The sequence below is a fragment of the Aeromonas sp. QDB18 genome, from assembly GCF_027705325.1.
Lineage (GTDB): Bacteria > Pseudomonadota > Gammaproteobacteria > Enterobacterales > Aeromonadaceae > Aeromonas > Aeromonas caviae.
On the sequence record NZ_JAPDBQ010000112.1, the window covers coordinates 1 to 14,150 of the forward strand.

The following is a 14,150-nucleotide window of genomic DNA, read 5'->3' on the forward strand; positions in this document are numbered from 1 at the left end:
AAAAATTAGTTTATTAAATTCAAATACTTACAAAGGCGCATTTTTATGTTTGGTGACTTATTCGCACCTTCCCTAGCCAAGTCATGTACAGAAAATTTACTCAACACATCGATCAAATCGCTCATGAGAAGCCCCTAATACTCAACGCAGTCTCATACTAGCATTGTGTATAGTTCCATGGATATCAATTTGAAGATTGTTGTAAGTGACTGAATTTATGGCGGTATGTTATGTTGCGTTCTGATTGCAAATCAGGACGGCGCCACCTGATGGCGTCGTGTGGGTTCATCGGTGGCGCGACCGTCTTCGACGCACGGCCATCCGATGGGGGTACATCGGAGCAGGAGGTGACTCGATACTCCGGATATACGGGGTGCGAGATTGTACTCGTGACCGCCTCGTCATGCAATTTGGGACGGCCTTGGCATGCCTGCGCCATGTTCATTTTACGCTCAGACTGGGGTTGCTAGAGTGCAAGGGGTGAAAGATGCCCCTGAGTTGGCTGTGAAATGGATCTTTTCGGCGAAAAAGACCATCTCCAAGTTGAAATTTTGCCCTGCTCGGGAAAGAATGCGCGCTCGGTTGTTGGTCCCCGGTGACGGGCCCACAAGAGACCGATGATGAGCAGGGCAAAGGCCCACAGGAACAGGAAACCATACAGGAATTTTATGAATCCCCTTCGCATTGCCGCTTCGGCTCTTTTATGTACGCTGGCGCTGGTCAGCCAGCAGGCCGCCGCCGTTGAATACCAGCTGCCTGCAGCCAACAGCCGCCTGATCGGTGAGAACCAGGAATACGTGGTGCCCGCAGACAACCGTCCGCTGGAGCAGATCGCCTCCGACTTCCAGCTGGGTCTGACCAACATCATGGAAGCCAACCCGGGCGTCGACCCCTACCTGCCCAAGGCGGGCAGCACGCTGATCATTCCCCATCAGCTGATCCTGCCCAACGCTCCCCGCGAAGGGATCGTCATCAACGTGGCGGAGATGCGTCTCTACTACTACCCGAAGGGCAAGAACGTGGTGCATGTGCTGCCCATCGGCATCGGCCAGCTCGGGGTCAACACCCCGGAGAACTGGATCACCAAGGTTGAGCGCAAGCGTGCCAACCCGACTTGGACCCCGACCGAGAATATCCGTCGCCGCTACGCCGCCCAGGGCAAGACCCTGCCCGCGGTCTGGCCGGCCGGCCCGGACAACCCCATGGGCCTGCACGCGCTCTACATCGGCAACCTGTACGCCATCCACGGCACCAACGCCACCTTCGGCATCGGTTTGCGGGTGAGCAGCGGCTGCGTGCGCCTGCGCGCCGACGACATCAAGTACCTGTTCGATCACGTGCCGGTCGGCACCCGCGTCCAGTTCGTCAACCAGCCGGTCAAGACCACGGTCGAGCCGGATGGCGGTCGCTACATGGAAGTGCACGAGCCGCTGTCGCGCACCGAGGAAGAGTTCAACTCCACCGCCTCCGTGCCGCTGCCCATGACCCCGGCTACCACCCGCTTCATCGCCCATGCTGACAGCGATTCCAACGTGGTCAAGCAGGTGCTGGAACAGCGTACCGGCATCCCGACCCGCCTCAATCCAGAGGCGTAATGGCCGGCAAGTGCAGTTAAACAACAACGGCGACCATCAGGTCGCCGTTGTTGTTTCTGCATATCCGGACGTCAGCTGGCTGGTGGGGCATAGAGGGCCAGCCAGTTGCCTTCGGTATCTTCGATGATGACCCGGGAGCCATGACCGCTGCCGATGCTGTGCAGAGGCTCCAGCACCCGCCCGCCGAGCCGGGGGACCAGCAGCTCCGCCTCCTGCAGCCTGTCACCGAGGGAGAGATAGATGAGGGGACCGGCACCGCCGGGCTGGTGATATTTGTCCATGGGGCCGAGACAGGCCGCCGCGTTGCTGCCGTCGTGGCGCAGCATGGCAAAGCGCATGGTCTCTTCCTGGATGGGGGTGACCTGCACATCGAGCAGGGCCGAGTAGAAGTCCATGGCGCGTTCCAGATCCCGTGTCGGAATGTCGGCCCAGACCAGGGTGTTGTCCATCGTCGTATTCTCCAGAGTTCCCGGCCAACGCGGTCGGTGGCTCTTTGAGGTTAGAAGTGGCTGTCGGGGGGGCGCCATGGATAAAAAAGCGGCGCCTGATGGCGCCGCTTGAAGGGGGAAGAGCCGAGTAAGGCTCCCCCTCTTATTTGCCGGCAATGCTGAGCCCGCCAAAGCGGATCAGCGGGGCATAGAAGTCCTTGCCATCGTCGTGGTGCAGCTGGTTGCCGACCGCTTCCAGCTCCCCGAGCAGACGATAGAAGTTGCCCGCCACCGTGATGCCGCGTACCGGTGCCACGCGCTCGCCATTTCGGCAGAGGAAGCCGGAGGCACCGAACGAGAAGTCGCCGCTCACCGCATCGGCCCCGGAGTGCAGGCCGTCCAGCTTGACCAGCTCCAGGTACTCACCGTTTTGTACCTCGGCCTCGCCGTGGGGGCCGAGCCCGAACACCAGGTGACGAGGGGCTACGTCCAGGGCACTGCGGGCACTGCGGGCGGCTGCACCGTTGCTCGTCACGCCGAAGTGGCGGGCGGTGGCGCTGTTGTGCAGCAGGGTCTTGAGCTCCCCCTCGCCGATGAGCAGGAGATCCGAAGTGGCGGCCCCTTCGCCGTCAAACGCCTTGATCTTCATGCCCCCCGGCATATAGGCACGACTCTCCAGGGTAAGCCAGCGAGAAGCCACGCTTTGGCCCAGCTTGTCGCGCCAGGGGTTGATCCCCTGCTGGGCCCACTTGCCAGACAGGGCGGACTGGAAGCAGCCAAACAGGCTGGCAAAGCAGTGGGTGCTGAAGATGACGCTGTAGCGACCGCTCGGCACCGCCTCACCCATCAGCAGGCCATCGGCCACGGCGTGGATCTGGCGGATGAGAGGCTGGCTCTCCAACTCGTCGAAGCGCCGTGCGTACTGTCCCTGGTAGTGCATGGACTGGCGGCCCTCCCGCTCGATGAGAGCGGAGCTGTGGCAGCCGACGCTGAACTCCTGATGTTCGCAGAGGCTGCCCTGGCTGTTGGCAAGCCAGAGGCGGCTCTCCCCCTCGAAGAAGCCGTTGTAGGGGGCGCCGGTCACGTCCGGCAGGGCCAGCATGTCGGACTCGAGGCGCAGGGTCAGGGCAATCTTCTCTTCCACCGCCGTGGTGTCGGCCTGATGTATCTCGGCGCAGTCGGTGATGAGCCTGCTCTGCTGCACTGTGATGCGCTGATCCGGGTCCACCTTGGCGAAGCGGCTCGCATCGAGCGCATCCTGCACCATGGCGTCCAGGGCCGACGCGTCGAGGGACTCGGAATAGGCGATGCCGACCCGGCCTTCCTTGATGAGGCGAATGCCGATCTGCTGGCTGCTGGTGACCTTGTATTCACTGAGTTCGCCCTTGTCGGCCTTGAGGGAGAAGGCCTTCTCCTGATTGGCGATGACGTCCGCCTCGGCACCCAGATCGGCGACCTGGTCCAGCAGACGGGCAAGCAGTTGGTTCATGTCGAGCTGGCTCATCAGGCGTTCCCTCCGACCAGGATATTGTCAACCTTGAGAGGCGGCTGGCCGACCGAGGCGGGAATGGATCCCGAGACCGAGCCGCACATGCCGGCGGAGAGGGCCAGATCGCGCCCCACCATGGAGATCTCCTTCAATACCTGCGGGCCGGTGCCGATCAGGGTGGCCGACTTGAGGGGCCGGGTGATCCTGCCCCCTTCGATGAGGTAGGCCTCCTGCACGTTGAAGTTGAACTCGCCGGTACCGGGCTGCACAGAGCCACCCCCCATCCGCTTGGCATAGATGCCGTGCTCCACGGTTGCCAGCATGTCGTCGAGGCTGTAGTTGCCCGGTTCGATATAGGTGTTGCGCATGCGGGAGGCGGGGGCGAACTTGTAGGATTCCCGGCGCCCGGAACCGGTGCGGGCGTAGCCGGTGCGAAGGGCCCCCATTCTGTCCACCAGGAAGCCGGTCAGCACGCCGTCCTTGATGAGCTGGGTGTGCTGGGTCGCCATCCCCTCGTCATCGACGTTGATGGAGCCCCAGGCGTTGCCCTGCAAGCCCTCGTCCACCGCGCTGACCGCGGGGTTGGCGATGAGCTGGCCCATCTTGTCGTGGAACACGGATGCCTTCTTGGCCACCGAGGTGGTCTCCAGCAGGTGACCGCACGCCTCGTGGAAGATGACGCCGCCAAAGCCGCTCTCCATGATGACCGGCAGCTTGCCGCTCGGGCAGGGGGCGGCTCCCAGCTTCACCAGTGCCTGGCGGGTGGCGGTGAGAGCCAGCTCGCGGGGATCGATGCTCTCGGCATGCTCCCATCCCTTCATGGCACCGGGGGCTTCATAACCTACGCTCTGCTCGCCCCCGTCCAGGGCGATGGTCTGGGCCATGATGCGGTTGTAGTGGCGGCGATCGCTCACCTGCACCCCTTCGCTGTTGAAGATCTCCACCTCCTGCTCCCAGCCGAGCACGTTGCCCGAGAACTGGCTCACCTTGTCGCTCTCGGCGCGGGCCGCAGCGTCCATGGCATGCAGATAGGCGATCTTCTGCTCCAGCAGCTTGTCGGCCGATAGCGGCAGAGCGATGGGGTTGCGGTCGGTCAGGCGGGTGAAGTCAAAGGCAGTGGCGGTGACCACGGGGTCACGCCTGTCCTTGGCCGCCAGCAGGGTAACGATGCGCAAGAGCTCGTTGCGATCGGCCAGATTGGTGTAGCCATAGAGCACCTTGTGGCCGTAGCACAGGCGAACGCCGATACCGAAGTCGAGACCACCGCTGATGTTCTCTATCTGGCTGGAGAGCAGGCTGAGCTGGCTGCGGCGCTTGCGCTCCACAAACAGCTCGGCGAAGTCGGCACCCAGCGCCAGCGCGTGATCGAGCACGTCGCGGGCGATGGCGGGGGCCAACAGGGAGAATGAAGTCATAGAATATCCTTTTCTGGTCTGTCCGTTTGCTTCCGACACCCGGCGTTGTGTTGTTATGGGGTGTCGACCTCATTGTTGCAGACCAGAAGCAAAAAGTCGCTATAGCGTCAGCCGATGATACCAAACGAGAAAATCGGTGCGATTTATGCGCCCGGCAGCCCGAGCGCAGGTTACCGGCAGGGGAGGTTGGCGCCGCTCATGGCGATCGCTTGATATGAGGTCGACCCACTGCTCGATACGGGGTCGGTCTGGTCGTCCATTGGCTGGCGTCGTCGAACATCCAGGCGATCAAGGTCAGAGCAGTTCGTGGATCTCGCTCAGGATCTGGTCGACCCACTGCTCGATACGGGGTCGGTCTGGTCGTCCATTGGCCGGCGTCGTTGAACATCCAGGCGATCAGGGTCAGAGCAGTTCGTGGATCTCGCTCAGGATCTGGTCGACCCACTGCTCGATGCGGGGTCGATCTGGTCGTCCATTGGCTGGCGTCGTTGAACATCCAGGCGATCAGGATCAGAGCAGTTCGTGGATCTCGTTCAGGATCTGGTCGACCCACTGCTCGATACGGGACTCGGTCTGGTCGTACTGGTTGGCGTCATCAAGGGCCAGCCCGACGAAGTGACGGCCATCGTCGATTAGCGCCTTGGAGGCGTCAAACTCGTACCCCTCGTTGGGCCAGTAGCCCACCAGCTTGACCCCCTTGGGGACCAGCTGATTGTGCAGCAGGCCGAGGGCATCCTGATACCACTCCCCATAGCCCAGCTGATCGCCCATGCCAAACAGGGCGATGATGCGTCCCTCCAGATGCAGGTCGGCGATGTCTTCCCAGCGAGATTCCCAGTCCTCCTGCAGCTCGCCGAAGTCCCAGGTGGAGATGCCCAGGATCAGGATGTCGTACTCCTGCATGCGGGCGAGGGGCACATCCTTGATGTTGTGGAGATCGACCAGCTCGGGGCCGATGAGGGCGCGGATCTTCTCGGCGGCCATCTCGGTGTAGCAGGTGGTGGAGCCATAAAACAAACCTATCTTCATCGCTCTTCTCTTGATCGCAGTCGGCAAGGGGCGTGACCGGCACAGCGGCGCCCGGGGGGAGGGCGCCAGTCTAGCAGATTGCGCCGGGCTCTTCACCGCCTGAGGGGATGTGCAGCCTTGCCTTGCGGCCCGGGTGGGTCGGCACGTTACAATGGCGACCTGTTTCCCTGAGCGCGGCGCACCATGAGCAAAGCAGAATCCCATCCCCTGATCGAGCCGTTTCTCGACGCCCTCTGGCTGGAGCGGGGGCTCTCCGACAACACGGTCAGCTCCTATCGCACCGACCTGGAAAAATTTGCCCTCTGGCTCGATGAGCAAGGCGGTTCCCTGCTGCTGGCGGGGCTGGACGACATCCAGCACTACCTCGCCTGGCGGGTGGACCATCAGTTCGCGGCCAGCAGCACGGCCCGTTTCCTCTCGGCCCTGCGCCGCTTCTACCAGTACCTCAATCGCGAGAAGCTGCGCAGCGACGATCCCACCGTGCTGCTGGAGGGGCCAAAGCTCCCCAAAAAGCTGCCATCGGATCTGAGCGAAGCCGAGGTGGAGGCGCTGCTGCAAGCGCCCCTGGTGGACGACCCGCTGGAACTGCGGGACAAGGCAATGCTCGAGCTGCTCTACGCCACCGGGCTGCGGGTGTCCGAGCTGGTGGGGCTGACCGCCGAACACGTCAGCCTGCGCCAGGGGCTGGTGCGAGTGGTGGGCAAGGGCAACAAGGAGCGCCTGGTGCCCATGGGGGAGGAGGCGGTGCACTGGCTGGAGCGCTACTACCGGGAGGGGCGCACCCTGCTGCTGGGTGGCACCAGCTCGGACGTGGTGTTCTCCTCCAAGCGGGCCCGGATGATGACCCGCCAGACCTTCTGGCACCGCATCAAGCTCTATGCCCTGAGAGCTGGCATCAGGGGGGAACTCTCTCCCCACACCCTGCGTCATGCCTTCGCCACCCACCTGCTCAATCACGGCGCCGATCTGCGAGTGGTGCAGATGCTGCTGGGCCACGCGGATCTCTCCACAACCCAGATCTATACCCACGTGGCCAACGAGCGGCTCAAGGCACTGCACGGCCAGCACCACCCCAGAGCCTGATCGCCTCACCTGCCTTGCAACAAAAAACCGCCCGAAGGCGGTTTTTTTCAGCACACGACAGGGAGGAAACGGTTATTTCCCCTGCTGGGATTTCAGCAAGTCGCGGATCTCGGTCAGCAGCTCCTGATCCTTGGTGGGGCCGGCCGGGGCAGCGGCTTCCTCTTCCTGCTTCTTCTTCAGGGTGTTGATGGCCTTGAGCCCCATGAAGATGGCGAAGGAGATGATCAGGAAGTCGATACAGGTCTGGATGAACTTGCCGTAGGCGATGACCACGGCAGGGGCATCCCCTTCGGCGGCCTTCAGGGTCACGGCGAGATCGCTGAAATCCACGCCCCCCAGGATCAGCCCGATGGGGGGCATGATCACGTCTCCCACGAAGGAGGAGACAATCTTGCCAAAGGCGGCACCTATGATGATACCGACAGCCATGTCGATCACATTGCCCCTGGATGCAAAGGCCTTGAACTCTTGAATCAGACTCATTTTTCCCCCTATAAATGGACGACGTGCCACCTGAGCGCACGTCGATTTGAATAATAAAACATCAGCAAAACAGAGGGATGACTAAAGATGTCTCCCGTCGTCCTGATTAGCTTGCGGGGCTCAAGCCCGATTGGCAACCTGTCATCCCGTGATTTTTTCTTGTGGACGTTATTAATCGATCACGAATTAAGGTCTTTGGGAGAGGGAATTGTCTGGGTTACCTTATGAGACCCTTCAATCATGCCAAGTGAATGAGCTGATGCGATATTTACTGCTGGGAATGATGCTGCTGTGCGCTTTTGCGGCCAGCGCGGGGATGGACCCCCATGTGTTGAAACAGACCATAGAGCAGCGCCTCGGTGTGCAGGTCTACCTGGTGGACGAGACCCCCATGCCGGGCCTCTATCTGCTGGGCACGGCCCAGGGACTGCTCTACAGCGATGCCAGGGGAGACTATGTGCTGCAGGGCTCCATGCTGGATCTGGCCCACGACATGAGAAACCTCACCCGGCTCAGCCAGCAGCAGCAACGCAGGCTGGCGCTCTCCCAGATAGGGGAGGCCCGGCTCTGGCTCAAGGCCACCCCTGAACGCCACCGCCTCACCCTGTTTACCGATCTCGCCTGCGGTCCTTGCCGCATCGCGCTGGAGGAGTTGCCCCGCTTGCAGGCGAGGGGCGTGAGCGTGCAACTGCTGCCTGCGCCTGTCGCCGCCTCGGATCAGGCTAGCTGGTGCGATCCCGGTCTGCTGCGCGAACTCAACTTCAGCGATCGTTTGCCTGAGAGCGGCTGTAATGCGATCCTTGCCCATCATATCGGCCTGAGCCAATGGCTCGGGATCAAGGCGTCACCGAGCTGGGTCCTGCCCAATGGCGACCTGGTGCGCGGTTACCAGAGCCCCGAACAACTGCTCAAGATACTGGATCACATCAATGCCCCTGCAAATCCGTCGTCGTCCGCGAGTTGATGATTCCCATCTGCCCGCCACCCTGCACCCGCTGCTTCGCCAGATCTTCGCCAGTCGCGGGGTCGAAGACCCTGCCCTGCTGGAGCGCAGCGCCAACCAGCTGCTGCCGCCCCAGCGTCTGTTCGGCATGGCGCAGGCGGTGCCGCTGCTGGCCGAGGCGCTGACGGCGCAAAAACGCATTCTCATCGTCGGTGACTTCGACTGCGACGGCGCCACCAGTTCGGCCCTGTGCGTGCTGGCTTTGCGCGCCATGGGTGGTCGTCACATCGATTTTCTGGTGCCCAACCGCTTCGAGTTCGGTTATGGCCTCACCCCGGAGATCGTCGAGCTGGCGGTGGCCCGCGGCGCCGAGTTCCTGATCACGGTGGACAACGGGATCTCCAGCATCGCCGGGGTGGCGGCGGCCAAGGCGGCAGGCATGCAGGTACTGGTTACCGATCACCATTTGCCCGGTCAGGAGCTGCCTGACGCCGACGCGATAGTGAACCCCAACCAGCATGGCTGCGACTTCCCCTCCAAGTCCCTGGCCGGGGTCGGGGTCGCCTTCTATCTGATGGCGGCCCTCAACACCCATCTGCGCCAGAGCGGCTGGTATGAGCGCCAGGGGCTGCGCGCCCCCAACGTGGCGGATTACCTCGATCTGGTAGCCCTCGGCACCGTGGCCGACGTGGTGGCGCTGGATGGCAACAACCGCATCCTGGTTCATCAGGGCTTGCAGCGGATCCGGGCCGGCCGCTGCCGCCCCGGCATCCAGGCGTTGGTGGATGTGTCGGGCCGCGACGGGCGTCGCCTGTGCGCTGCCGATCTCGGCTTTGCGCTGGGGCCGCGCCTCAACGCGGTGGGCCGGCTCGATGACATGTCCCTCGGGGTCGCCTGTCTGCTCTGTGACGACATCAACCTGGCGCGCCAGTTCGCCTCCGAAATGGACAGCCTCAACCAGGAGCGCAAGGAGATCGAGCAGGGGATGCAGCAGGAGGCGCTCGCCACTTTGGAGCAGATCCGTTTTCGTGACGGCGAGGTGCCCTCCGGCATCGTACTGCACCGAAACGAGTGGCATCAGGGGGTGGTGGGGCTGGTGGCCTCCAAGGTGAAGGAGAAGTACTACCGCCCGGTCATCGCCTTTGCCGAGAGCAGCGAGACCGAGCTCAAGGGCTCCGGGCGCTCCATCCCGGGGGTGCACCTGCGCGATGCGCTGGAACTGCTCGATACCCGCCACCCCGGCTTGATGGGCAAGTTTGGCGGCCACGCCATGGCGGCCGGGTTGACCCTGCCCAAGGCCAATATCGAGGCCTTCGGGCGGGCTTTTGAGGCGGTCATCGGCGAGCTGGTGACCCCTGAGCTCTTGACCGGGGTGCTGCTCACCGACGGCGAACTGCTGCCGGACGAGCTCACCCTCGAGCTGGCGGAGCTTATTCGCGCCTCCGGCCCCTGGGGTCAGGCCTTCCCCGAGCCGCTGTTTGACGGCGAGTTCGTGCTGGTGCAGCAGCGGCTGGTGGGGGAGAAGCACCTCAAGATGATGCTGACCACGGATTCCGGCCACGCGGTGGATGCCATCGCCTTTGGCGTCGACTTGCAGCGCTGGCCCGATGCTTCGGTGAAGCGGGTGCGGCTGGTCTACCGGCTCGACGTCAACGAGTGGCGTGGCAACCGCAGCGTGCAGTTGTTGGTGGAGCATCTGGAAGCTGCCGGCCTCTGATCCCGCGAATCTCTCTTGCTGTCGATGACGGCCACCTCAGGGTGGCCGTTTTTTTATGGTGTGAACCCGGATGTTGTCGTTGACCCGTCTATTGCTTCACAGTTTAAGCTTCCCTTCATCGGGTCACAGACCCCTTAGCGAGTGGTTGTCATGAAAATATCCGAACTGGCCCGGCGCTGCGGCCTGGCCCGCTCCACCCTGCTCTATTACGAGAAGCTGGGGGTGATTGCGGGCACGAGGGGCGCCAACGGCTATCGCCACTACGACGATGACGATCTGCAGCGGCTGCGGATGGTACAGGCTCTGCAGGCCGGCGGGCTCAGCCTCAAGCAGTGCCTCGCCTGTCTGGCGGGCGAGCTGGAGCAGGCAACGCTGGAAACCCGGGTCAGGGAGCTGGATGAAGAGCTGGCGCGGATGCAACGCGCCCGGGATCTGCTGGCGGATCTCGCCGGTTTGCGTGCGCACTCCGGCGACGAGTTCAAGGCCTGGCAGCGGCAACTGCAGCATCAAGCCCCGCAGGCTTACTTTGCCTGGGTGATGAAGCAGGGATTCAGTGAAAAAGAGCGTTACCACCTGCAGTGGCTCAGCAAAGACATGAATGAACATGAACGTTACATCCGGGATTTCAAGCTGCTGCTGGATGGCATGAGCTATTGGGGGCCGGGCGATAGCCTCTTCACCCAGCAGCAATTTGCCGCGCTGCCCAGCCAGCCTCGCCGGATCTTCGACATGGGCTGCGGGCGCGGCGCCGCCACCCTGGCGCTGGCACAGGTGACGGACGCCACCATAGTGGCCATCGATCTGGACGAGGAGGCGCTGGCCGCCGTGGCGAGATCGGCCAGTGCGGCGGGGCTGAGTCAGGTCACTACCCTGTGCGCCAACATGGCGGCGCTGCCGGCGGACCTGGTCCCCGCCGATCTCATCTGGGCCGAGGGGAGCGCCTACACCATCGGGGTGGCCAACGCCTTGCAGACATGGCGGCCGTACCTTGCCGATCCTGATGCCTGCCTGGTGCTGAGCGATCTGGTGTGGCTGACGGACACGCCGCCAGAGGGGGCGCTGGCGTTCTGGCAGCCGCCATGCAGACCCTGGCGGGCCTGCTCAAAGCGGTGAAGGAGGCGGGTTATCGCTGCCTGTGGCACACCCCGTTGCCGCAAAGGGCCTGGGACAACTATCTGGATCCCATCGAGCGCAATCTGGCGCGCCACCGTGCCGAGCTGGGGGATAGCCCAGCCTGGCAGGATCTGAGCCGGGAAGTGGCCATCCACCGCCAATACCTGGATAGCTATGGCTATGTGATCTGCTGCCTGCAGGCAGTCTGATCAGGTCATCCATTGAAAGAGAGCAAACGGAGAAAACCTATGAACATCATCATTCGGCCCGAAACAGGCGCCGATCACGACGCCATTGAAGCGCTGACCGTGGCCGCGTTCCTCAATGCCCCCCATACCGATCACAACGAACAGCTGATCGTGCGCGCCTTGCGCCAGGCCGGGGCACTCAGCCTGTCGCTGGTGGCGGAGCAGGCGGGGCGGGTGGTCGGCCACCTCTGCTTCTCGCCGGTCACCATCAGCGATGGCAGCCCGCACTGGTATGGCCTTGGCCCCATTTCCGTCTCCCCTGCGCTTCAGGGCAGGGGGCTGGGGTCACGGCTGATGGACGCGGGTCTGGCCGAGCTCAAGGGGATGGGAGCGGCCGGCTGCGTGGTGCTGGGGGATCCCGGCTTCTACGGCCGTTTCGGTTTCGTGCCCGAGCCGGGGTTGACGCTGCCCGGCGTGCCAGCCGAGTACTTCATGACCCGCTCGTTCGGCGCTGCCATGCCCAGTGGCGAAGTGTGTTACCACCCGGCCTTCGAGCAGGGGTGAGCCCTCACCTTGAGGAAGATGAAAGTCGCTCTCTCAAGGTGGTGCAACCTTGCCGGTTTTAGGGAATGAGGCGGTGTTTAATATCGCTCCTGTTAATATCTCATGGTGGAAAATGCAATAAGTGACGGTATTGTGATATATTCCACCTGTAATTTTTCTTGACGGACAGCCCCCTTGTCATCCTCTCGCCGCCCCTCGTCATGGCCGATGGTGCTTGCCATCGCCTGCCTTCTCTGGCTTGCCGCTGCGGCGGCGGCAGGGGTCGTTGCAACTAGGGGAATGGAGACGCAAGGGCAGGAGCGGCCGATGCTGTTCCATGAGCCAGCGAACCCGGGGCTTGCCGACAACGTCAGCCTGCCGCCCGCCTCCCAGTGGCGGCTCGGTTTCGAGCAGGGACGGCGACTGGAAGGGGCTGCTCATACCGAGCTCTACCAGATGCTGCTGGCCTGGTTCCAGCACGAGATCCTCGGCCTGCTCTGCGGCCTGCTGTTTTTCCTGCCTCTCATCTATCTCAGGCAGCGGCCCGACTACTTCGGCGCTCTGCACACACGGCGGCTTCGCTGCCACCACCTGCAATATCGCTTCTGCCAGGGCGACTAGGTTCACCAGCCGGGCGCCCGCCCGTTTGATCCCCGTCATTGAGTACCGCTGACCGGGCTGCTCGGCAGTCTGGCGGCTGCCGTGGTCATTACCGGGTGCTGCGCCAGCTCTCTCTGTAAACGTCATCTTCGCGACTGGCCGTTGGCCGGGCGCGGACATGCTCTTATTGCAACCAAGTGGTGAACTCATTCATGGACTATTACGTCAATCTCTTCATCCAGTCGATCTTTGTGGAAAACCTGGCGCTGGCCTTCTTTCTTGGCATGTGCACCTTCCTGGCCGTTTCCAAGAACATCAACACCGCCTTCGGTTTGGGCATGACGGTGCTGGTGGTCATGGTGATCGCCATCCCCCTCAACAACCTGATCTACCGCCATATCCTGCGTCCCGAGAGTACCTTCCTCGGGGAGTTTGATCTGGGCTTTCTCGATTTCATCGTCTACATCGGGGTGCTGGCGGCCCTGGTGCAGGTGATGGAGATGGTGCTCGACAAACATTTCCCGGCGCTTCATTACGCGCTCGGCATCTATCTGCCGCTGCTGACGGTGCATTGCGCCATCTTCGGCGGGGTGATGTTCATGGCCCAGCGGGATTACGACTTCATCGAATCCGTGGTGTACGGGGCGGGCTCAGGGCTGGGCTGGCTGCTGGCCATAGTCGCCATTGCGGGATTGCGCCAGAAGATGAAGTATTCGGATGTGCCCGAGGGGCTGCGCGGCATCGGCATCACCTTCATCGTGGCCGGGCTGATGTCCCTCGGCTTCATGTCTTTTTCCGGCATCTCGCTCTGAGCCATGGGCCGGGTGGTGGCCCAATGAAGGTGCTCAATCCAGACGCTTTGCCATGTTGTAGCCCGTGATGGTGAAGCCCAGCGCCTGATAGAGCGCCAGTGCCCTCGGGTTGTCATGGGCCACCCTCAGCTTGAGCTGGCGGATACCTAGGGGGCGAGCTGCGCCTCCAGGGCGGCCATGGCTGCCTTGCCGAGGCCGCGACCACGATGGGGCGGTGTCACATAGAAGTCGTAGATGAAGGTGGTGCCGGCGGCGCCGTCGATGGCGTGCCAGAGATAGCCCAGAGGCTCGCCCGGCGCGTTCGAGGCTTCAGGTACCATGGCGAGCAGGTGATGACCCGGGGTGGCGACACCCAGTGGCAGGAGCTGCTGCAACGAGGCGTCGGCCTGACGGTGGGCGTCAGGCTGCGCCATCCCGTGGTTGCTGGCAAGATCCTGGGCGTAATCCTCGATGAAGTAGTCGCGATAGGCGGGAAAGTCTGCGTCACGCAGGGGGATCAGGCGAACGGTGAGAGTCGGCATCCGGCACAGCACTCCAGAGAAGGGGAGTGGCCACGTTACGCCAGAACGGCGCCAATCACAAAGGGACAACCGCTGCCTGCGAGGTGACGGCGATAAAAAAGAGCGCCCAGGGGCGTAATGCCAGTCAGTTAAGCCTGACTGGCATTGTTTTTACTAGGTTTTCTCGTCGCATACTTCTGTGGTTTGGCTTT

General features: G+C 62.6%; 13 protein-coding genes and 1 pseudogene. 8 read left to right on the top strand and 6 right to left on the bottom strand.

Translation table 11 applies throughout. The features are described 5' to 3' along the window. Window positions 1-668 precede the first annotated feature (668 nt). A complete protein-coding gene (locus OKC30_RS15375; protein WP_041212511.1) occupies window positions 669-1,595 on the top strand; it encodes a L,D-transpeptidase family protein in 927 nt (308 codons plus the stop codon). Between the two features lie 71 nt (window positions 1,596-1,666). On the opposite strand, the gene OKC30_RS15380 is transcribed toward OKC30_RS15375, so the two are convergent. From OKC30_RS15380 to fldB, 4 genes are all read right to left on the bottom strand, one after another. Continuing rightward, on the bottom strand, window positions 1,667-2,044 hold the full coding sequence (locus tag OKC30_RS15380; protein WP_160838801.1) for a VOC family protein: 378 nt from the start codon (window positions 2,042-2,044) through the stop codon (window positions 1,667-1,669). A 142-nt stretch (window positions 2,045-2,186) separates the two neighbouring features. Then, entirely contained in the window at window positions 2,187-3,527 is a 1,341-nt protein-coding gene (locus OKC30_RS15385) for a TldD/PmbA family protein (RefSeq protein ID WP_160838799.1), read from the bottom strand. Then, a complete protein-coding gene (locus OKC30_RS15390; protein ID WP_041212515.1) occupies window positions 3,527-4,927 on the bottom strand; it encodes a TldD/PmbA family protein in 1,401 nt (466 codons plus the stop codon). Before OKC30_RS15390 ends, OKC30_RS15385 begins: the two co-directional genes overlap by 1 nt. Before the next feature lie 510 nt (window positions 4,928-5,437). After that, the gene (gene fldB / locus OKC30_RS15395) at window positions 5,438-5,956 is read right to left on the bottom strand and encodes a flavodoxin FldB (RefSeq protein ID WP_160838797.1); all 519 of its coding nucleotides are present in this window, start codon (window positions 5,954-5,956) and stop codon (window positions 5,438-5,440) included. Between the two features lie 183 nt (window positions 5,957-6,139). Here fldB and xerD point away from each other — a divergent pair, with 183 nt between their 5' ends. Further along, entirely contained in the window at window positions 6,140-7,039 is a 900-nt protein-coding gene (xerD, locus tag OKC30_RS15400; protein WP_160838795.1) for a site-specific tyrosine recombinase XerD, read from the top strand. A gap of 72 nt (window positions 7,040-7,111) precedes the next feature. Here the strand turns inward: xerD and mscL are convergent, their stop codons facing one another. Beyond that, on the bottom strand, window positions 7,112-7,522 hold the full coding sequence (gene mscL, locus OKC30_RS15405; protein ID WP_010673746.1) for a large-conductance mechanosensitive channel protein MscL: 411 nt from the start codon (window positions 7,520-7,522) through the stop codon (window positions 7,112-7,114). Window positions 7,523-7,781: 259 nt separating this feature from the next. Between mscL and OKC30_RS15410 the strand changes: the two genes are divergently transcribed. From OKC30_RS15410 to nqrE, 6 genes and pseudogenes are all read left to right on the top strand, one after another. After that, a complete protein-coding gene (locus OKC30_RS15410) occupies window positions 7,782-8,486 on the top strand; it encodes a disulfide isomerase DsbC N-terminal domain-containing protein (RefSeq protein ID WP_039041117.1) in 705 nt (234 codons plus the stop codon). Next, on the top strand, window positions 8,452-10,182 hold the full coding sequence (recJ, locus tag OKC30_RS15415) for a single-stranded-DNA-specific exonuclease RecJ (RefSeq protein ID WP_160838793.1): 1,731 nt from the start codon (window positions 8,452-8,454) through the stop codon (window positions 10,180-10,182). The genes OKC30_RS15410 and recJ overlap by 35 nt, the downstream gene beginning before the upstream one ends. 150 nt (window positions 10,183-10,332) lie before the next feature. Beyond that, window positions 10,333-11,504, top strand: a pseudogene (locus OKC30_RS15420) (MerR family transcriptional regulator). A gap of 39 nt (window positions 11,505-11,543) precedes the next feature. Then, on the top strand, window positions 11,544-12,047 hold the full coding sequence (locus tag OKC30_RS15425; RefSeq protein ID WP_160838791.1) for a GNAT family N-acetyltransferase: 504 nt from the start codon (window positions 11,544-11,546) through the stop codon (window positions 12,045-12,047). Between the two features lie 306 nt (window positions 12,048-12,353). Beyond that, complete coding sequence (locus OKC30_RS15430; protein WP_080990038.1) at window positions 12,354-12,647, top strand: hypothetical protein; 294 nt, start codon at window positions 12,354-12,356, stop codon at window positions 12,645-12,647. 191 nt (window positions 12,648-12,838) lie between these two features. After that, window positions 12,839-13,438 carry an NADH:ubiquinone reductase (Na(+)-transporting) subunit E gene (gene nqrE, locus OKC30_RS15435; protein ID WP_160838789.1) on the top strand — a complete coding sequence of 200 codons (600 nt, stop codon included), beginning with the start codon at window positions 12,839-12,841 and terminating at the stop codon, window positions 13,436-13,438. Between the two features lie 146 nt (window positions 13,439-13,584). Here nqrE and OKC30_RS15440 read toward each other — a convergent pair whose 3' ends face one another. Next, on the bottom strand, window positions 13,585-13,959 hold the full coding sequence (locus tag OKC30_RS15440) for a GNAT family N-acetyltransferase (RefSeq protein ID WP_234888650.1): 375 nt from the start codon (window positions 13,957-13,959) through the stop codon (window positions 13,585-13,587). Window positions 13,960-14,150 lie beyond the last annotated feature (191 nt).